Origin of the sequence: Trinickia diaoshuihuensis (genome assembly GCF_003390925.1) — a bacterium.
Classification (GTDB): domain Bacteria; phylum Pseudomonadota; class Gammaproteobacteria; order Burkholderiales; family Burkholderiaceae; genus Trinickia; species Trinickia diaoshuihuensis.
Genome location: NZ_QUBS01000068.1, coordinates 25,780 through 43,690 on the forward strand (window position 1 = coordinate 25,780; position 17,911 = coordinate 43,690).

19 protein-coding genes are annotated in these 17,911 nt (G+C 64.8%); 3 read left to right on the forward strand and 16 right to left on the reverse strand.

The window, feature by feature from the left end:
• The first annotated feature begins 99 nt into the window (after nucleotides 1-99).
• The 3 genes from flgM to DXT59_RS13670 all read left to right on the forward strand — a co-directional run bounded on the left by flgM (nucleotide 100) and on the right by DXT59_RS13670 (nucleotide 1,352).
• Entirely contained in the window at nucleotides 100-441 is a 342-nt protein-coding gene (flgM, locus tag DXT59_RS13660) for a flagellar biosynthesis anti-sigma factor FlgM (RefSeq protein ID WP_116137430.1), read from the forward strand.
• Between the two features lie 83 nt (nucleotides 442-524).
• Nucleotides 525-965, forward strand: a complete 441-nt coding sequence (locus DXT59_RS13665) for a flagella synthesis protein FlgN (protein ID WP_116137431.1) — start codon at nucleotides 525-527, stop codon at nucleotides 963-965.
• Between the two features lie 177 nt (nucleotides 966-1,142).
• The gene (locus tag DXT59_RS13670) at nucleotides 1,143-1,352 is read left to right on the forward strand and encodes a type II toxin-antitoxin system HicB family antitoxin (RefSeq protein ID WP_116137432.1); all 210 of its coding nucleotides are present in this window, start codon (nucleotides 1,143-1,145) and stop codon (nucleotides 1,350-1,352) included.
• Between the two features lie 22 nt (nucleotides 1,353-1,374).
• Here the strand turns inward: DXT59_RS13670 and DXT59_RS13675 are convergent, their stop codons facing one another.
• From DXT59_RS13675 to DXT59_RS13750, 16 genes are all read right to left on the reverse strand, one after another.
• Entirely contained in the window at nucleotides 1,375-1,941 is a 567-nt protein-coding gene (locus tag DXT59_RS13675) for a cysteine hydrolase family protein (RefSeq protein WP_116137433.1), read from the reverse strand.
• Between the two features lie 3 nt (nucleotides 1,942-1,944).
• Entirely contained in the window at nucleotides 1,945-2,337 is a 393-nt protein-coding gene (locus DXT59_RS13680; protein ID WP_116137434.1) for a VOC family protein, read from the reverse strand.
• Nucleotides 2,338-2,519: 182 nt separating this feature from the next.
• Nucleotides 2,520-3,248, reverse strand: coding sequence for an RNA polymerase sigma factor FliA (locus DXT59_RS13685; protein ID WP_116137435.1), 729 nt, complete (start codon nucleotides 3,246-3,248; stop codon nucleotides 2,520-2,522).
• A gap of 31 nt (nucleotides 3,249-3,279) precedes the next feature.
• Entirely contained in the window at nucleotides 3,280-4,158 is an 879-nt protein-coding gene (locus DXT59_RS13690; RefSeq protein WP_116137436.1) for a MinD/ParA family ATP-binding protein, read from the reverse strand.
• A complete protein-coding gene (gene flhF, locus DXT59_RS13695) occupies nucleotides 4,151-5,980 on the reverse strand; it encodes a flagellar biosynthesis GTPase FlhF (protein WP_116137437.1) in 1,830 nt (609 codons plus the stop codon). The genes DXT59_RS13690 and flhF overlap by 8 nt, the downstream gene beginning before the upstream one ends.
• Entirely contained in the window at nucleotides 5,977-8,079 is a 2,103-nt protein-coding gene (flhA, locus tag DXT59_RS13700; RefSeq protein ID WP_116137438.1) for a flagellar biosynthesis protein FlhA, read from the reverse strand. Before flhA ends, flhF begins: the two co-directional genes overlap by 4 nt.
• A complete protein-coding gene (flhB, locus tag DXT59_RS13705; RefSeq protein ID WP_116137439.1) occupies nucleotides 8,076-9,281 on the reverse strand; it encodes a flagellar biosynthesis protein FlhB in 1,206 nt (401 codons plus the stop codon). Before flhB ends, flhA begins: the two co-directional genes overlap by 4 nt.
• A gap of 268 nt (nucleotides 9,282-9,549) precedes the next feature.
• Complete coding sequence (locus DXT59_RS13710) at nucleotides 9,550-10,797, reverse strand: DUF3443 domain-containing protein (protein WP_116137440.1); 1,248 nt, start codon at nucleotides 10,795-10,797, stop codon at nucleotides 9,550-9,552.
• A gap of 23 nt (nucleotides 10,798-10,820) precedes the next feature.
• Nucleotides 10,821-11,342 carry a DUF2844 domain-containing protein gene (locus tag DXT59_RS13715; protein WP_116137441.1) on the reverse strand — a complete coding sequence of 174 codons (522 nt, stop codon included), beginning with the start codon at nucleotides 11,340-11,342 and terminating at the stop codon, nucleotides 10,821-10,823.
• Between the two features lie 310 nt (nucleotides 11,343-11,652).
• The gene (locus DXT59_RS13720) at nucleotides 11,653-12,981 is read right to left on the reverse strand and encodes a DUF3443 family protein (RefSeq protein ID WP_240324505.1); all 1,329 of its coding nucleotides are present in this window, start codon (nucleotides 12,979-12,981) and stop codon (nucleotides 11,653-11,655) included.
• A 24-nt stretch (nucleotides 12,982-13,005) separates the two neighbouring features.
• The gene (locus DXT59_RS13725; protein ID WP_116137443.1) at nucleotides 13,006-13,506 is read right to left on the reverse strand and encodes a DUF2844 domain-containing protein; all 501 of its coding nucleotides are present in this window, start codon (nucleotides 13,504-13,506) and stop codon (nucleotides 13,006-13,008) included.
• A 167-nt stretch (nucleotides 13,507-13,673) separates the two neighbouring features.
• Complete coding sequence (gene cheZ / locus DXT59_RS13730) at nucleotides 13,674-14,378, reverse strand: protein phosphatase CheZ (protein WP_116137444.1); 705 nt, start codon at nucleotides 14,376-14,378, stop codon at nucleotides 13,674-13,676.
• Between the two features lies 1 nt (nucleotide 14,379).
• Complete coding sequence (gene cheY / locus DXT59_RS13735) at nucleotides 14,380-14,775, reverse strand: chemotaxis response regulator CheY (protein ID WP_116137445.1); 396 nt, start codon at nucleotides 14,773-14,775, stop codon at nucleotides 14,380-14,382.
• 49 nt (nucleotides 14,776-14,824) lie between these two features.
• Nucleotides 14,825-15,919, reverse strand: coding sequence for a protein-glutamate methylesterase/protein-glutamine glutaminase (locus DXT59_RS13740; RefSeq protein WP_116137446.1), 1,095 nt, complete (start codon nucleotides 15,917-15,919; stop codon nucleotides 14,825-14,827).
• 5 nt (nucleotides 15,920-15,924) lie between these two features.
• Nucleotides 15,925-16,650, reverse strand: a complete 726-nt coding sequence (cheD, locus tag DXT59_RS13745) for a chemoreceptor glutamine deamidase CheD (RefSeq protein ID WP_116137447.1) — start codon at nucleotides 16,648-16,650, stop codon at nucleotides 15,925-15,927.
• Nucleotides 16,647-17,621 (reverse strand): CheR family methyltransferase, encoded by a 975-nt coding sequence (locus DXT59_RS13750; RefSeq protein WP_116137448.1) that lies wholly within the window; start codon nucleotides 17,619-17,621, stop codon nucleotides 16,647-16,649. The genes cheD and DXT59_RS13750 overlap by 4 nt, the downstream gene beginning before the upstream one ends.
• Between the last annotated feature and the right edge of the window lie 290 nt (nucleotides 17,622-17,911).

Here is a 17,911-nt window from a genome sequence, read left to right on the forward strand (position 1 = left end):
AGCGCGGCCGGCGTCGACAGGTGTTCTTCCTGATTGCGCTAAAGTTTCGTCGAGTGTCGCCGTTATCACACTCAAATCGAAATCGTTCGGGAAGCCATCGTGAAAGTCGATTCCACCTCCACTTCGAACCTGACTTCGCCCAAGGGCGGAGTGCAGGGTGCCCGTCAAGGCGGCCAAGCCACGGCCAGCGCCGCGCCGACGGGCGGCAATACCGCGCCGGCTCAAAGCGCCGGCGGGGATTCCAATGTCAGCCTATCGGGGCTGTCGTCGCAATTGCGTTCGCTCGCCGCGTCGGGCGAGGCCGACATCGACGTCGCGCACGTCGAGTCGATCAAGCAGGCGATCGCCGACGGTACGTTGACGATGGATGCGGGCAAGATCGCGGACGGTATTCTCGCGACGGCTCGCGAACTGTTGAAAAATCAGTCGACTGGCGGCTGAACACGGCGGTATTGGGTTGTCGTGTGCGCTGGTTCGGCTTTGTTTGAACGCGCGCACGCGCCCCTGAGTTTTTGGCGGATGAGATGAGAGACGCCCTACTTGCCACCGTGACCGAAGAACACGCGACGCTCGAAGCGTTCGCGTCCTTGTTGATGTACGAGGAGAAAGCGCTCGCCGCGGTATCGCCGCTCGAGACGCTGCCCGGCATCGTCGAGAAAAAAACCGAACTGACCGAAAAGCTCGCGTCGCTCGAGAAGACGCGCGACGAGCAGTTGCGTCAGATGGGGATGCCCGCCGGCTGGAAAGGCATGGAGCTCGCGATCGCCGACGATCCGCGGCTTGCCAAGCAGTGGAAGCTTTTGCAGGACGTCGTGCAGCGCGCGCGCCGCGCGAACGCGACGAACGGCCTGATGATCCGCATTCGGATGAATTACAACCAGAGCGCGCTGGCGATCCTGCGCGGCGGTGGTTCGCGTCAGACGGCCAGCGTGTACGGGCCGGATGGGCGCATGGCGACCGTTTGAGTCGACTCGCTTTAGGTAGGACGGAAAGATATCGGACGCTTCTGGGCGTCCGATGTTTTTTTAGAACCCGCGTGTCATGCGGCCATCGGCTCTATCATTGCCGGTCTCGTAGCCGCACCCCGACAGCAGTGAAGTAGCCGTCATCTATACATGGCTCGAGTCGAATGGGGCGAAACCATGAATCTCTTGACCATAGGCGACCTGCGCGCAGTAGTGAGCTACGATCCCGATACAAAGTTGTTGAGGGGCGAGTTTATCGGTCTAAACGGTGGCGCCGAATTTTATGCTCCCGACCTCGTCTCTCTACAAGCAGAGGGAGCGAAATCCCTAGCCGCGTTCCTCCAGACATGCCGGGAAAACGATATTGCGCCCGGAAGCTCCGGCTAACGCACACGTCGACCAACGCACGTTAACGGGCCGCCGCCCCCACGATCTCCTCCGTCGTCCGCACCACCGCATAATCCATCGCAAGATTCGCCAATGACAGTGCGTGCACGTCCTCGGCCGGCCAGAGCCGCCCGCTCAGGTCGCGCAGATCGAAGGTGAAGGCTGCGTCCGACGCCACGATCGTCTCGAAACCCGAATTCCCCGCGCTGCGCGCCGTCGCTTCGACGGAGTTGTTCGTGATCACGCCTGCGATCACTAGCTGACCGATACCCCGCACCCGCAGCCATCGTTCGAGCCCCGTTGCCGCAAAAGCATCCGGGACGTTCTTTTCGACGACATGCTCATGCGCCAGTGGCGAAAACCGAGGCTGAAACTCGGCGCCGCTTTGACCGGGCCAAAAGATCGACTCAGGTGAGCGGGACATATGACGGACGTGCACGACCGGCCTGCGCGTTGCGCGCCAGGCGGTCAATAAGGCTTCGATGTTCTGTTCGGCGGCGGGATTGTTGCGCCGGCCGAGCGTCGGCCGGTTGATGCCGTTTTGCATGTCGATGACGACGAGCGCGGCGTTCTCGGCAAGGGGACTCATCGGCTATCGTCCCTCCGTACCGGCGAAGTTCAACTCGACGCCGTTACCGGCCGGATCGACGAAGAAAAGCTGCCATTGATCGAGCACCGGAACATGACCGCGCCGGAAATCGACGCCGAGCGAGCGCAAACGGGTCTCGAAACCGGGCAAGTCCGTACACTCGAAGGCAACATGATCGAACGTACCGCTGCCTTGCGGCGCGCGCCGCTCCAGCGGCCTCGCCTCGGACAAATGCAGCACGGCTCGCTCGCCGATATAGAGCCAATAACCGAAACTGCTAAACGGCGGACGCGGCCCGGCTTGCAAGCCGACCACGTCGATATAGAAATCGCGCAAGCGCTCGAGCGTCGCTCGATCGGCGCGTAGGTTGTAGTGACTAAAGCCCGTAACAGGCATGCAATGCTCCCGCGGCGGCACCGGCTTCTCGAACGAAGCGGCAATGCGGGAGATCTTAACGCGAGGCTCGATCGGACGTGCGCGGCGGATACGTCAAACGCGGGTCGATCGCTTTCATGCCTGGCGTGTGGAGCGGGCGGGCGTAGGCCGCCGCCGGAAACTTCGAAATGACCGCGGCAAAATCAGTCGACGCTCGCCCAGGCCATTTCGCGCAGCTTCGCACGCAGCCGGGCAACGGCCTGGCTGTGTAGCTGGCAAACGCGCGATTCACTCACTTCCATCACCGCGCCGATCTCGCGCAGATTCATCCCGCGCTCGTAGTACAGCGACATCAGCAGCTTCTCGCGTTCCGGCAGCTTCTCGATGGCCTCCACCAGCGCCGCGCGCAAGCTCTCGTCGAGCAGCGCCGAAAGCGGATCCGCGTGATCGACGCAGTAGCGGTCGAGGAACGGCTCGTCGTCGGCGGAACGATCGAAGTCTTCGTAATAGATGAGCTGACTGCCGTGCAGATCTTGCAGCATCGACTGGTAAGACTCGAGCGGCATCTCCAGATGATCGGCGACTTCGGTCTCGCTCGCGGACCGGCCGAGCCGCTGCTCGACATGGTGCACGGCCGATTCCACTTCGCGCGACGTCTTGCGCAAGCTGCGCGGCAACCAGTCGTTGTTGCGCAGCTCATCGAGCATCGCGCCGCGAATGCGCTGGCTAGCATACGTTTCGAACTGCGCGCCTTGATCTTCCTTGTAGCGGCTCGCCGCATCGAGCAAGCCGATCATGCCGGCCTGAATCAAGTCGTCCAAATCGACGCTCGCCGGCATTTTCGCCACGAGCTGCAAACCCAATCTGCGCACGAGCGGCGCGTATTGCGTCAATACATCCGTCTGGGACATTTTCCCCTGAGCGTTGTACATCGAGGGCCCCCTTCTCCTTGTCCCTAACGTTTCAAGCATGTTGGCGTTCGGCAACGCCCGCGTCGGCGAGCGCCGACGCCGGCACAGCCGAGCGCACCGTGACTTCGGCGCGCGGCGCATACATCGCCGGGCGCATCGGCCAATACAGCATTTCCGCGGCAACGTGCCGAAAATCCCGCGCCGACTGAGCCGACGGGAATGCATCGACGACGCACCGCCCCAATTCCAGCGACCGCTCCATCAGCGGATCGGCCGTCACGCAGCCGGCATCCTCGATCGACACGGTCAGATAGCGCGCCGCCACTTCGGCGAGGTTCTCGAACGTCGTGTGCGCATCGGCGAGGCTCGATACGTGATTGACGAGCACGCGAAACTGCGCGATCGCATGTTCGAAGTGCAAGCGCTTCATGCACGCATAGGCCTCGGTGATCGCGCTGGCCGCCACGCGCGTGACGATCATCACGTCGTGCGCTTGGCACGCGAGCGGCGAGAGCGCGCCTTGGCGGTCGAGCCGCGCATCGACGAGCACCACGTCGGCCGGTCCCGACAGCAACAATCCCAGTTGCGCCGCGCTGTAGCCCGCGCAGTTCTCGCGCGAAGCGGCGAGCACCGAAAACCCCAACTCATGACGGGCGCACGCCTGGTCTAGCCCAATTTCGCCGTCCATCAACGCGCGCAGCGAACCCGCGCCATGCACGCCGCCCAGCATCGTCGACACCGAACGGCTGCCGAGGCGTTCGTCGATGACGAGCACGTCCTTGCCGAGCGCCGCCAGCGCGGCCGCCAGATTCACGACCGTCGAAGTACAGCCGACGCCCACGGGGCCGCCGGTGACGGCCACCACGCGCGAACCGCTCTTCGCGAGCAGCCGGCGCAGCCCTTCTGCCTGATCGGTGACTTGTTTACCCAAAGCGAACCTCGTGAAGTTCGGCGCTCGAGCGGCTCGACAGCGCCGAGAGCAAGGCGGGAATATCGTCGTCGTGCGGCACGAACGGCGAGCCGTCGCGCGGGATGCAAAACGCGCTCTTGATCAAAAACTTCTTCGTGGCGACGTACAAGTTCTCGGGCACCTTCTGCCCCGTCGAGACGTAATGCACGGGCAGCTTGTAGCGGATGACCGTATCCAACACGCCGCCGAGGTTCGTCGCCTCGTCGAGCTTGGTCAGGATGCAGCCGGCCAGCTCGGGTTGCCCCGGCGCGCTGCGATAGGCCTGCACGACTTCGTTGAGCGTGTCGCCGTGGCTCGTCGCGTTCAGCAGCAGCAGCCGCTGGACCGGTTGACCCGCGCCGCACAGCATCGCGATTTGATCCGACACGGTGCGATCGCGCTGGCTCATGCCGATCGTGTCGATCAGCACGATGTGTTTGTTGCGCAGCTCGGCGAGCGCCAGTTGCAGATCGGCCGCGTCTTTCACGGCATGCACCGACACGCCGAGGATCTTGCCGAAGATGCGCAGTTGCTCGTGGCCGCCGATCCGGTAGCTGTCGGTCGTGAGCAACGCGACCTTGCTCGCGCCGAAGCGCATCACGCAGCGCGCGGCGAGCTTGGCTGTCGTCGTGGTCTTGCCGACGCCCGTCGGGCCCATCAGCGCGAACACGCCGCCGCGTTCCATCAATTCGTCTTCGTTTTCGAGCACGGGCAGGTTCGAGGCGAGCACCTGGTTCACCCAGTCCATACCCGCATCGAGGCTCTCGACTTCGGGCATATGCTCGACGACCATCCGTACGAGTTGCGCGGAAAAACCCGCCGAGAACAGCGCTTTCGTGACTTCGCCGTTGACGGGGCTGCGGCGTTGGCGCTCACCCCACATCAAGCCGGCGAACTGCTCTTCCATCATGCCGCGCATCGCGGACAACTCGCTCATCACCGTTTGGTTGACGATTTCCTCGACGCGCGAGCGCACGGCGTCGGCCATCGCTTGCGCCTCTTGCTCGCTCGCGCCTTCGAAGGCCGGCTTCACGCGCGGCACCGCGCGGCGCGCCGCGACGCGGGCGGCTTCATGGGCCCAATCGGGCAACTGAGCCGCATCGAGTTCTTCGTCCGCGAGCACGCGGCCCGCTGCGCCGAGACCCTTGGCGGCCGCCGCGGCGGGCGTCATCGAATGCGCGCGCGAGCTATGGGCGGCGCGCTCGTTTTGCGCGGCGATCCGGCGCGCATGATCGATCAGCCAGGGATTCGTCTCCGCCATCGTCAGCGATGCTTGCGCGTCGGCGGCGCTCGCGGCCGAGCCGCCGGGCGCGTTCGTTGCCGCCGGCATATTCGGCGCGGCCGCGCGCGCGGCGAAGTTCGCGCGTTCGCGCTCGGGCAGACGCGGTGCCGCGATCGAGGCGGCGTCGGTCAGCGGGGCGCGGCTTTCGTCCGATGCGGCCGCGCCCACTTCGGGGCTCGCGCCGAACACGGCGGAAAACACGTCCGGCATCCCGTTCGCATAAGGATTCGAGGCCATTGCGCCCGGCGCCGCGCTCGCATACGAGGGGGCCGGCTGCATGGCACTAGGTGCCGCGTAGGGATTGGTCGACGGCGATGGCAGGCCGGGCGGCGTGCCCATCGAAGCCGTGTCGCCGGCATCGGGGGTGATCTGCGCGAAATCGGTATCTGCGAGCGCGACGATTTCCACGCTGCCGTCGTCATTGGTCCGGTTCGACAACACGACCGCGTCCGCTCCGAGGGCCTCGCGTACGAGACGCAGCGCGTCGCGGCTCGTCGCGCCGATGAATTTACGAATGTTCAAGCTAGACCCCCGATGAGGTTAACGACTTTGATCGTGCGGGTCTCGGGCACTTCGGCGTACGAGAGCACTTTCAATTGAGGCAGGCTGCGGCGCAGAAATCGCGCAAGCATCGCGCGCAGCGCGTGCTGCACGAGCAGCACCGGAGGCAGCCCGGCATTTTGTTGACGGTTGATCGCCTTTTGCGTCGCCGTCAGAAGCGTGTGTGCGAGGCCGGGCTCGAGCCCGGGGTTCGCACCCGTCGCGAGCGCTTGCGACAGCACGCGCTCGAGGTTCGAATCGAGACCCATGACCTGCATTTCGCTGGCGCCCGGGTACCACTGCTGCGTGATCGCGCGGCCCAGGGCCAGGCGCACGCAAGCGGTCAGATCGTGCGCGTCGGTCACCTTGCCGGCGTGCTCGGAGAGCGCCTCGAGGATCGTACGCATGTCGCGAATCGGCACGCCTTCCTCGAGCAAGTTTTGCAGGACCTTTTGCAGCGTCGTGAGCGGCAGCGTCTTCGGCACGAGGTCTTCCACGAGCGAGGGTGCGTCCTTGGCGGTGCGCGTGATCAGCGCCTGCACTTCCTGGCGGCCGAGCAATTCGGCGGCGTGCTGCACGACGAGATGGTTCAAGTGCGTCGCCACGACCGTGCTCGCATCGACCACCGTGTAGCCGTACACCTGCGCTTGCTCGCGCAAATTCGTATCGATCCAGATGGCCGGCAGACCGAACGCCGGATCTTGCGTGGGCTGGCCCGGCAAGGCGGCCGAGACTTGGCCCGGGTTGATCGCGAGCCATTGGCCCGGGTAGGCCTCGCCCACCCCCACTTCGACGCCCTTGAGCGCGATGCGGTATCCGTTCGGGCGCAGCTCGAGGTTGTCGCGGATATGGATGACGGGCGGCAAGAAGCCGATTTCCTGCGCGAACTTCTTGCGGATGCTCTTGATGCGCTTGAGCAATTCGCCGTCGGTGTTCTTGTCGACGAGCGGGATCAGGCGATAGCCCACTTCGAGGCCCAGCGTATCGATGAGCGTGACGTCGTCCCAGCTTGCTTCGTTGTTCTCTGCCGGAGCCGTGACGGCCGGCGCGACATCGACGAGCGAGGCGCCGGTCTTGGCGGCTTCGGCACGCTTTTTCATCGTGCGGCCGAGCTGTATCGCACCGCCGCCGAGCAGCAGGAAGGCGAAGTGCGGCATGTTGGGGATCAGGCCCATTACCGCGATGATCGTGCCGGTGATGATCAGCACGCGCGGGTTCGTGAAGAGTTGCCCCGTCAGTTGCGTGCCGATGTCCTCGTCGGTCGCCACACGCGAGACGATCACGCCGGCCGCAGTCGAGATCACGAGCGAGGGGATCTGCGCGACGAGGCCGTCACCGATCGTGAGCAGCGTATAGGTCTTGCCGGCCGAGCCGAAGTCCATGCCGTGCTGCACGACGCCCACGATCAACCCGCCGAGCACGTTCACGACCATGATAATGAGGCCCGCGATCGCATCGCCGCGCACGAACTTCGAGGCACCGTCCATCGCGCCGTAGAACTCGGCTTCCTGCGATACGGACTGGCGGCGCTTGCGCGCACCGGCTTCGTCGATGAGGCCCGCGTTCAGGTCGGCATCGATGGCCATCTGCTTGCCCGGCATCGCATCGAGCGTGAAGCGCGCGGCCACTTCGGCGATACGGCCCGCGCCCTTCGTGATCACCATGAAGTTGATGACCATCAAAATCACGAACACGACGATACCGACGGCGAAGTTGCCGCCCACGAGGAAGTGCCCGAACGATTCGATGACCTGGCCCGCCGCGCCGGGGCCGGTGTGGCCTTCGAGCAGCACGACGCGGGTCGAGGCGACGTTCAGCGACAGGCGCAGCAGCGTCGAGAACAGCAGCACGGCCGGGAACGCCGCGAAATCGAGCGGCTTTTGCGTGTACATGCTGACGAGCAGCACCATCACCGACAGCGCGATGTTGAACGTGAACAGCAGATCGAGCAGGAACGGCGGCAACGGCAGAATCATCATGCCGAGGATCATGCAGATCAGGATCGGACCCGACAGCGCGCGCAGGTTCGTGCCGCTCAGTACTTGCCCCTTGCCGAAAAGACTTCCGACGCGCGCGTTCATGCCGATGCTCCTTCATTTGCGTCGCCGAGCGCTTCGTCGGCTTCTTCGCGTTCGTCGGCCTCGGAAATCGGGCCCTTCTTGTCCATCTCGGGCGGTACCTCCAGTTCGGTCGGCGCAGCCGGAACGTCGCCGCCTTCCTCGCGGAACTTGCGCAGTTGATAGACCCAGGCCAGCACTTCTGCCACCGCGTTGTACAGCGTGCCCGGGATTTCCCGGTTCAATTCGACGTTGTGGTAAAGCGCGCGAGCCAGCGGCGGCGCCTCGAGCAGCGCCACGTTGTTTTCGGTCGCGATTTCGCGGATCCGGGCAGCGACGAGGTTCACGCCCTTGGCCACGACCTTCGGCGCGCCCATTTCGCCATCGGCGTATTGCAGCGCAACGGCATAGTGAGTCGGGTTCGTCACGACGACGTCGGCCTTGGGCACGGCGGCCATCATGCGGCGGCGGGCGATGGCGCGCTGCTGCTGGCGAATCTTGCCCTTCACGTGCGGATCGCCTTCGCTTTCGCGGTGTTCGCGCTTCACTTCTTCCTTCGTCATGCGCAGCTTCTTGTGGTACTGCCAAAGTTGATAAGGAACATCGAATGCGGCGATCAGAAACATGCCCGCCACGGTCGTCGCGCAGCAGACGGCGACGATGGACATGCCGTGTCCGAGCGCCCGCATGAGCGGTTCACCGGCGAGCCCGAGGATCTGATCCTTGCGCTGCCACATGGCCGCGCCGCCGATCACTCCGACGAGCAGCGTCTTGGCGAGCGACATGCCGAGCTGGATCACGCCGTTGATCGAAAACATGCGGCCGATGCCGGCAACCGGATTCAGGCGCTCTAGCTTCACCTCGAACACTTTCGGCGAGAGCAGCCAGCCGCCGAGCGCCATCGGGGCGACGACCGCCGCCAGGCCGGTCAAGGCGAGAATCGGCATCACGGCCATGAAGCCTTCGCGGCCCGCGTTGGCGGCGCCGATCAACATACGATTCGTGTCGCGCAGCGTGGCGTGGTCGAACGTGAACGCGCCGCGCATCAAATGCTGCAGATGCATCCCGATCGGACCGGACAGGCCCCAGACGCCGAAGAAACCCGCGGCCAGCAAAGCGAACGTCGCCAACTCCCGAGAGCGCGCGACCTGCCCTTCCGAGCGCGCCTTTTCCAGGCGCCTGGGGGTTGCTGCTTCGGTTTTGTCGAGGTCGCTGTCCTCTGCCACAGGAAATTTCTCCGCAAGAAAAACGGCGGCATGCCGTTATCCAGTGAGAGCGATTATTCCTGGATGGGTCAATGGACGATCGACGGATAAGGCGGGGGAAACGGGTGCATTTCGACTGATCGGGGCCCCGGCCGGGCGCGCGGGCGACGGGCGGCGATCGAGCCCGCCAAATCGAGCGAGCGCCGCGTCGGCGGCGCTCCGCGTAGAGGGATCAAACGAAGGAAGATTCGAGCGATCCGGCCCCGAATCCTCCGGGGCCGTGCTTCGTTCAGAAAGCGACGAACGGCCCGGGACCGCCGGAACCGGACTGGTCGAGCCCGTAATAGACGTTATGGCCGTAGAAGAACGGCATGCCGATGTCGACGAACTGCTGCCCCGCGCCGAGATCGCCGGCGAGGTCGTTGAGGCCGAAGTTGCCGTTGGAGAGCAACGTCTGCGCGTTGCCGACCGCCATCGCTATGGGAAGACCGCCTGGCGCCCCCGAAGCGGCGGCGTTATAGTTCGCGACGTTCACGGTGCGCGTCACGGTCGAGGCCGGGCAGTAGAACGACGAGGCGGAGCCCGAGCAAATCGGCAGTGTGCTGTCCGTAAAGAAATACGCGTTCGATCCCGAGTCGAAGAACGCCGTGGTCGCACTGCCGGCAAAAGTCGCGTTGACGTCGCCGAACGGGTTCGTCGTCAGCTTCGTCACCGTGCCCGGCATGGCATTGTTCGATTGCGTGCCGATGCCGAACGTGAGGGTTCCCGTGACCGTCGCCTGGCCGCTCGGACCGATGGCCGGCATCGACAACATGACGCCGTTGTTGTCGGAGGCGAACTTCGGCACGGGATTGGTGACTTGCTGCGAGATCGGCACGAGTGTCTGCGCGCAGTTGGTGTTGCCGGGGCACGCGTAATAATCGCTGCCGCTCACCGGCGCGACGGCGCATCGCGTTCCGCAATCGCTCGTTGCCACGCCGATACCGAGAATCCCGTTCGCGCTTAGGTCGGCGGGCGTCAGTTCCAGCACGCCCGAGGCGCAGCCGCCGGTCACGACGGCGCTCGGCGACAAGTCGCCGATCACCTGGATCGGCAAGCTGGCCGCCGTTTCCCCACCGATCTTCACATCGGCCGTGCGCACGCTGCCCCAGGTGTGGCCATCGGCAAACCCGGTGCATTCGGCGATCGGCACGCCGGCGACCGTCTCCTGCGGCAACGATCCCAGCACTTGGCTCATCGCCGAACTGGCCAGCCGCAAGCCGAACGACTCGGTGTCGACTTGCACGTTGTCCACCGTCTGGCAGACGCTCGAACCGGGCTTGCAGATCGTCACGCTGACGGTTGGAATGTTCGCCACGCGCTGCACGCCCTGAGCGACGGTGACCGTCACCTGATTGGCGGCGGCCGCGCCGCCTCCGCCCGCCCCACCGGTCGAACTACTCCCGCCCCCACCGCCGCCACAGGCAGCCAGCAGCGAGGCAAAGGCGGCTAGACCGAGCGCGCCGAGCGCCCGAACGACTCTGCTGTGAGTACGCAAGATGGTTCTCCTTGTTCGTTCGGTTATTTGATGTCGGCGCCGGTCATGCCCGCGGGCAGCGCGCCGGGGAGCCACGCCTGCCCGAAGAAGGAGCCCATATGTCCGCCCGAATGGACGACGAGATCCGATGCCTCGACGGCGACCGGTCCGCGGCTGCGACGGGCCGCATGCAGCGCCTTGACGCCGCTTGCGTACTGCGAGAAGTAAGTACCGAGGAGCGCTTGTAGATCGGGCATGGACGGACCGTTCCAGGCGATGGCGAAGACGTTGCCGTCCGCGCCGACGTACTCGCGCACGGTCGTGCCGCTCGAAAACTGAGTAGTCCGTAAGGTGTATGGAGCCGCAGCGGCCGCGCCCGAGGCCGCCGTGGCGGTCGACGCGGCGCGCGCCACGGGCGCCGCTATGGCGGTCGTTATGGCATCGGCGGGGGTGTTGATCGGTGCGCCGCCGAGCGCCGCCCAGGCGGGCAACGTCAACGCGGCGAGCGCGGATGCGAGAGCCGCTCGGACACAAGCGCGCAAAGGAGATACGGGACGATTCGACATTCGATCGGTGCCTCCCTAGTTGGAATTTTTCGAGCGCGTGGACAAGGACCGCGCGAGGCCACGCCGTCGATGGAACATTGCCGCTCTAGAAATCTAGTACATCCGGCGGTGCTGTATGAGTTCGAATGACGCGCAAAGTTCGTACCGAATCGCGTAGTGTCGGCCTAGTGCGGCGCAGCACGAGCCGGCGTCGCGCCACTCGCGCGAGGACGGGGCAAGAGGAAAGACAGGCGCCGGCGGAGACCGGCGAGAGACAAGCGGCGCTAGGCGAGCGGGCGGCCCGCCTAGCGCTGTGCGGGAGAACGGCTGGTTAGAACGACACGTACGTGTTCGATGCGAAACCCTGGTTGCCCATGCCGACCGGGTCGTAGTCGAAGTAGAGCGTCCGTCCGTAGAAGAACGGCATACCGATGTCGATCGCGAAAATGCCGCTCGTGGCCGGATCGAGATACGCGCCGAGGTCGTTGAACGCGAAACCGCCGCTCGTAATCAGCGTCGATGCGTTGGCGATGTTCAACGTAACCGGACTGCTCGTCGTGTTATACCCGGTCAAGGTCGCAACGCGGGAGATCGTCGATGCCGGGCAGAAGAAACTGCTGCCCGAACATTGGGTGATCGTGTTGTCGGGGAAAAACAGCCCGTTCGATCCCGAGTCGAAGAAAGCGTACGTCTGCGAGCCGATACTCGTCATCATGGCCTTCGGCACGTCGCCGAAGATATCGGTCTGGAATCGCAGCAATCCGGAGGTCGGCTCCGCGTTGTTGGTTTGCGTCCCGATGCCGAAGGTCAATAGGCCTGTGGCGGTCGCGGCCCCCGTCGCCGGAACCGCGGGCATGATCAGCGAAATGCCGTTGTTGTCCGCTGCGAAGGAGCGCACCGGGTTGGCCACTTGCTGGTTCAACGGTACCGTCGTATCGGTGCAGCTCGGCGTGCTGAAACAACTGTAGTACATCCCGTTCGTCACGTTGGTCACGCAATTGGAGCCGCAATCGTAGCGCGCCGTACCGACGCCCAGGATACCGTTCGCCGAGAGCCGCGACGGCGTGTCGTTCAGCGTGCCGCTGGCGCAGTTGCTCGAGGTCGCGCCGGCGCCGCTGCCGAACGCCGACTGCGAGATGTCGCCGAGGATCTGAATCGGCAAACTCGACGCCGTCTCGCCGCCTAGCTTGACGTCGGCGAGGCGTACCGAGCCCCAACTGAAACCGTCGGCGAAGCCCGCGCATTCGGCCAGCGTTTTCCCGCCGGGCAAGGTTTGCGCCGGCAGCGACGAGAGGAAGCCGCCCACGGCATCTTTCGTGAGACGCAAGCCGTACGAGCCCGTATCGAGTTGGACGTTATCGATCGTCGCGCAATTGTTCGTTCCGGGCGCGCATAGCGTGACGCTCACCATCGGCATATTCGGCGCCTTCAGCGAGAGGTTCAGTCCCGACGAGACGGTCACGCTCACCTGATTGTTCGCGGCCGCTCCGCCGACGCTTACGCTCGGACTGGACGGACCGTTGGACGCGCTGCTGCTCGTGCTGCTCGTGCTGCTCGAACTGGTCCCGCCGCTACCGCCGCCGCCCCCGCCGCACCCTGCCGCCAGCGCGATCACCGCGGCCAAACCCGCGGCGCAGAGCCATTTTCCGTTGATACCCAAGATGTTTCCCCTCGTTCTCGTTTGTTATCGGATGTCGCCCGCGGTCACACCGGCCGGCAGCGATTGCGGCAGGTAGGCCTGGCCCGAGAAAGCGCCCATATGGCCGCCGGAGCGGACCACGAGCCCCGGCGTGGCGAGGTTCAGCGGACCGCGGCCCGGTTGCGCGTCCTTGAACGCCGCGCGCGCGCTGTCGTATTGAGGGAAGTAGCTGCCGAGCAGTTGCGGCAGATTGGGAATGACGGGGCCCGTCCAGGCGATGCCGAACACCGTGCCGGCGCTCGAAACGTACTCGCGCACGACCGTGCCGGTCGATAACGTGGTTTGCGTGACGCTATACGCCGCCGCAGCAGCGGCGCTCGCCCCGCTCGACGCGGCGTGGACGACGGGCGTCAGCGAAATGGAGACATCGCCCGCAGCGGGCGGCGTAGGTGCCGCCCCAAGCGCGGCCGACGCAGGCGCGGCAGCGCCGAGCGCGACGCATCCCATCGCCGCGCAAATCGCGGCATGCAAGATCCGATTCGACATCAGGAAAGAACCCCTCTTTTTTGGTTGGTTTTATCGCGCCCCTCGGCGCGGGCTTGCCGGTACAGCCTTTGATACGCGCGCATCGCTGGCCCAAGCGAAAAAAGGCCGCCTGCGATTGCGCAGGCGACCTCTCGTCCGAATGTCAGCGACGGCGCGCCGAAGAAACGTCAAAACCCAAGGCTGGCAAGCAGATCGTCGACGTCCGCCTGATCCTGGACGACGTCGGTGCGTCCTTCCGGGTTGATCTGCGGTCCGTTCAGCAAGTGATCGGGCGTGGCGATCGAGCTCGGATCGGCCACGAGCGAGGCCGCCGTTTGCGCGAACTGCTCGCGCCGCTCGGGGGCAATGTTCTCGACGAGCACCGTCAGCAATTGCTGCTCGATCACGTAGACCACATCCATGATCTTCTTGATGACCTGGCCGGTCAGATCCTGGAAGTCTTGCGCGAGCATGATCTCGAGCAGCTTCTGGTTCGTCGTGACCGTGGCGTCGGGCACGCGGGCGAGGAACGCGCGGGTGTCGGTCATCAGCGTGCGCACTTCCTCGCGCTCGATCGGGGCGGCGTACCAGCGTTCCCAGCGGCTATCGAGTTCGGCCGCATCGGCTTGCAGCTTCTCTTGCAGCGGCTTGGCGATGTCGATCGCGGTCAACACGCGTTCCGCCGCCTGTTCCGTCATGTCGGCGACATACTTCAGGCGGTCGCGCGCATCGGGTACCATTTCGGCGGCTTGCTCGACGTGCTTGTCCAAGCCCAGCTCGCGCATGGAATCGCGCAGCGTCTTGGTGAGTTGGCCGATCCTCGCGAGGATGCGGTCGGCCGTCAAATCGGGGCTATCCGAGCCTTCCGATGGCACATTGCTGGGTTGAGTCACATCAGCTCCCGGTCTTCGCCAACTTTTCGAGGATCTTCGTGAGCTTTTCGTCGAGCGTAGCGGCGGTAAACGGCTTCACGACATAGCCGCTCGCGCCGGCCTGCGCCGCCGCGATAATGTTTTCCTTCTTCGACTCGGCCGTCACCATCAGCACGGGCAAGTGCGACAGCGCGGCATCGGCGCGGATGCGCTTGAGCATCTCCAGGCCGTCCATGTTCGGCATGTTCCAGTCCGAGATCACGAAGTCGAAGCCGCCGCCTTGCAGGCGCGAAAGGCCGGCCGCGCCGTCTTCGGCTTCGTCGACGTTCGAGTAGCCGAGTTCTTTCAACAGGTTGCGAACGATCCGGCGCATCGTCGGAAAATCGTCCACGACCAAAATCTTCATGCTTTTGTCCATCTTTGTTCCCTTTAACCCTAATTGGCCGGCGCAAGAACCGGATTGCCGGTTACACGCGCTGCACGCGATCGCCCATCGCCGCCAGTCTCGTCATGACTTTGCGGCTCATTTCCGATAAAGGCGCGACCTCATCGGCGCCGCCCATCGCGATCGCCTCGCGCGGCATGCCGAAGACGACGCAACTCGCCTCATCCTGCGCGAGAGTGTATGCGCCTGCATTTCTCATGTCTAACAGTCCCGCGGCACCGTCGCGCCCCATTCCCGTCAAAATCACGCCGATGGCGTTCTTGCCGGCATGCTGGGCAGCCGAGCGGAACAGCACGTCCACCGAGGGCCGGTGCCGGTTCACGGGCGGATCGTCCGACAGATGCGCGATGTAATTCGCCCCGCTGCGTGCCAGCAACAGGTGTGCATGCCCGGGCGCGATATACGCGTGGCCCGGCAATACCCGCTCGCCGTGCTCCGCTTCCTTGACCGTGATCCGGCACAGCCCGTTCAAGCGCTGCGCGAACGACTTCGTGAAGCCGGGCGGCATATGTTGCGCGATCAGGACGGCCGGCGCGTCGGGCGGCAACGGCACGAGCACCTCGCGGATCGCTTCGGTGCCGCCCGTCGACGCGCCGACGATGATCAGCTTCTCGGTACTGACGAGCGGATTGCCCAACATCGGCGCATGCGCGGCCGCCGCCTGTGCCACGTTACCGCCGGCGGCCGGAGCCTGCGCGGCCGTACGCGCCCGCACCCGCGCACGCGCGGCGGCCCGGATCTTGTCGGCTAGCTTTTCGGCATAGTCGAGCATACCTTCGCGAATGCCGACCTTCGGCTTCGTCACGAAGTCCACCGCGCCGAGTTCTAGAGCTCGCAGCGTGATTTCGGAGCCGCGCTCCGTCAGCGACGACACCATGACCACGGGCATCGGCCGCAGCCGCATCAGCTTCTCGAGGAAATCGAGCCCGTCCATGCGCGGCATTTCCACGTCGAGCGTCAGCACGTCGGGGTTATGCTGCTTGATGAGTTCGCGCGCGACGAGCGGGTCCGGCGCCGTCGCGCAGACCATCATGTCGGGCTGACTGTTGATGATCTCCGTCATCAAGCTGCGGATCAGCGCCGAGTCGTCGACACACAATACTTTGATTTTCTGCACAGAAACTACGCCTCCTCTACTGTCTTGGCGCTATTGATCGAGGCTCCGACGCGTACGTTGGTGCCGAACAGTTCGATCCGCGGCTTTTGCGTCTGGCCGTTTTGCGCGAACAATTCCACATGGCCGCCCGCGCGCGCCGCGCGGGCGTGACGGGCCGCTCGCGCTTGCTCCACTTGCTTGGCGAGCGCCTGTTCGCGCTCGGCCACGGTCGGATCTTGCTGCAACCGCAACTTCTTGACCATCGCCTGGCCCGTGGTGGGCATGAACGCGACCTTGCGCGGATGCACGCCCTGCAAATCCTCGGCGATGATGCGGATCTTTTCGAGCGCGAGGTAACGACGGACGAATTCGGCATTGCGGTCGCCGATGTTGATGGTCGTCATGCCCGCGAGCACGGCCGCTCCCCCGAATACCTTCGCCTCGAAACGCTCGCGGCGGCCGCCCATTTTAATCAGTTCGTTGATCAGCACTTCCATCGCGTACGCGCCGTAACGCATCGATTCGGATGCCGGCTGATTCGGCTGGTCGCCGTCGTCGGGCAACATGAAATGATTCATGCCGCCGATACCGGCCGTTCGATCGTGAATGCAAGCCGCCACGCACGAACCGAGCACGGTGACGAGCACCATGTCCTCGCGCGTCGTGTAGAACTCGTTCGGCAACAACTTCACGCCGCGCCGGCCGAAGTGATTGTCGAAATACAGATTCGTCGCGATCGGCAAGGCACTCATACCGCCACCTCCTGGTGAGCCTGAGAGCGCGATCCGCGACCGCCCGCCTGCGCGTCGCGCGCAAGTTCGTACACCGTCTGGCCGCGCAAGCGGAACGCCTGCGTGACATAGGTGAAGTTCTCGGAATGACCGGCGAACAAGAGCCCGCCCGGCTTCACGAGCGGCTCGAAACGCGAGAGCACTTGCGACTGCGTCGGCTTGTCGAAGTAGATCATCACGTTACGGCAAAAGATCGCGTCGAACGGCTGGCGCAGTCCGTAGTCGGCGTCGGTCAGGTTCAGTTGCGCGAAGCGGATCATCGAGCGCAGTTCGGGACGCACTTTCACCAGGCCGGCATGCGGCCCCGTGCCCTTCAGGAAAAAGCGCTTCAGACGCTCCTGGCTCAGTTGCTTCACCTGATCGAACGAATAAACGCCCGCCTCGCCTTTGGCGAGCACTTGCGTATCGAGATCGGTCGCAAGAATCGTGGCTTGACGGGCTTGCGATTCGCCGAGCGCTTCCACGAGCGTCATCGCGATCGTGTACGGCTCCTCGCCCGTGGAGGCGGCCGAGCACCAGATCGAGACCGGCTGCTGACGGCGTTTGACGAATTCGGCGAGGATCGGGAAGTGGTGCGACTCGCGGAAGAACGCCGTCAGATTCGTCGTCAGCGCATTCGTAAACGCTTCCCACTCCTCGGGGCTGTTCTCCGCTTCGAGCAGGTCGAGATAGCGGCGGAAGCTGTCCAAGCCGCGTGCGCGCAGCCGCCGCGCGAGCCGGCTATACGCCATGTCGCGCTTGTGTTCGGACAGCGAGATGCCGGCGCGGCGATGAATGAGTTCCCGGATCCGCGCGAAGTCGGCGGACGTGAACTCGAAATCGCGATCGGCGAAGCCCGAGCGATCGCCGAGACCGGGCCGGTCGTCGGCACGATCGCCGAGGCCGCTGGGCTCGGCTCGATCAGACCGGGAAAATGCGCGCGCTGTCGTCATGTTGCTTCTCTCACTTCGTGATGGCCGGCGCCAGCCGGTGCAACGATGCACGGGTCACCGGAACGGACGCTCGCGCGCCCTGCATTTGCCGCTCCCCGTCCGCGCGTGGGCCCGCGCGGCGCATCGAATGGCCCGATCGCGGGCGGGGTGCCGAAACGCCACATACTCTTTGCCTTTCCTACCGGCGGCGCGCCTTACGGGCGCGCCGTCGCCTCAAAACGTTTCCCAGTCGTCGTCCGACTTGCTGCTCGATACCGCCACGGCCGGGGCCGCGCTTGCAGCAATCGCCG

Bases quoted from the DNA above. Each gene is read 5' to 3' on its own strand.
- DXT59_RS13665 (WP_116137431.1), top strand. From the start codon at position 525: ATGAGAGACGCCCTACTTGCCACCGTGACCGAAGAACACGCGACGCTC.
- DXT59_RS13670 (WP_116137432.1), top strand. From the start codon at position 1,143: ATGAATCTCTTGACCATAGGCGACCTGCGCGCAGTAGTGAGCTACGAT.
- DXT59_RS13675 (WP_116137433.1), bottom strand. From the start codon at position 1,941: ATGAGTCCCCTTGCCGAGAACGCCGCGCTCGTCGTCATCGACATGCAA.
- DXT59_RS13680 (WP_116137434.1), bottom strand. From the start codon at position 2,337: ATGCCTGTTACGGGCTTTAGTCACTACAACCTACGCGCCGATCGAGCG.
- DXT59_RS13685 (WP_116137435.1), bottom strand. From the start codon at position 3,248: ATGTACAACGCTCAGGGGAAAATGTCCCAGACGGATGTATTGACGCAA.
- flhA (WP_116137438.1), bottom strand. From the start codon at position 8,079: ATGAACGCGCGCGTCGGAAGTCTTTTCGGCAAGGGGCAAGTACTGAGC.
- DXT59_RS13715 (WP_116137441.1), bottom strand. From the start codon at position 11,342: ATGTCGAATCGTCCCGTATCTCCTTTGCGCGCTTGTGTCCGAGCGGCT.
- DXT59_RS13725 (WP_116137443.1), bottom strand. From the start codon at position 13,506: ATGTCGAATCGGATCTTGCATGCCGCGATTTGCGCGGCGATGGGATGC.
- cheY (WP_116137445.1), bottom strand. From the start codon at position 14,775: ATGGACAAAAGCATGAAGATTTTGGTCGTGGACGATTTTCCGACGATG.
- cheD (WP_116137447.1), bottom strand. From the start codon at position 16,650: ATGAGTGCCTTGCCGATCGCGACGAATCTGTATTTCGACAATCACTTC.
- DXT59_RS13750 (WP_116137448.1), bottom strand. From the start codon at position 17,621: ATGACGACAGCGCGCGCATTTTCCCGGTCTGATCGAGCCGAGCCCAGC.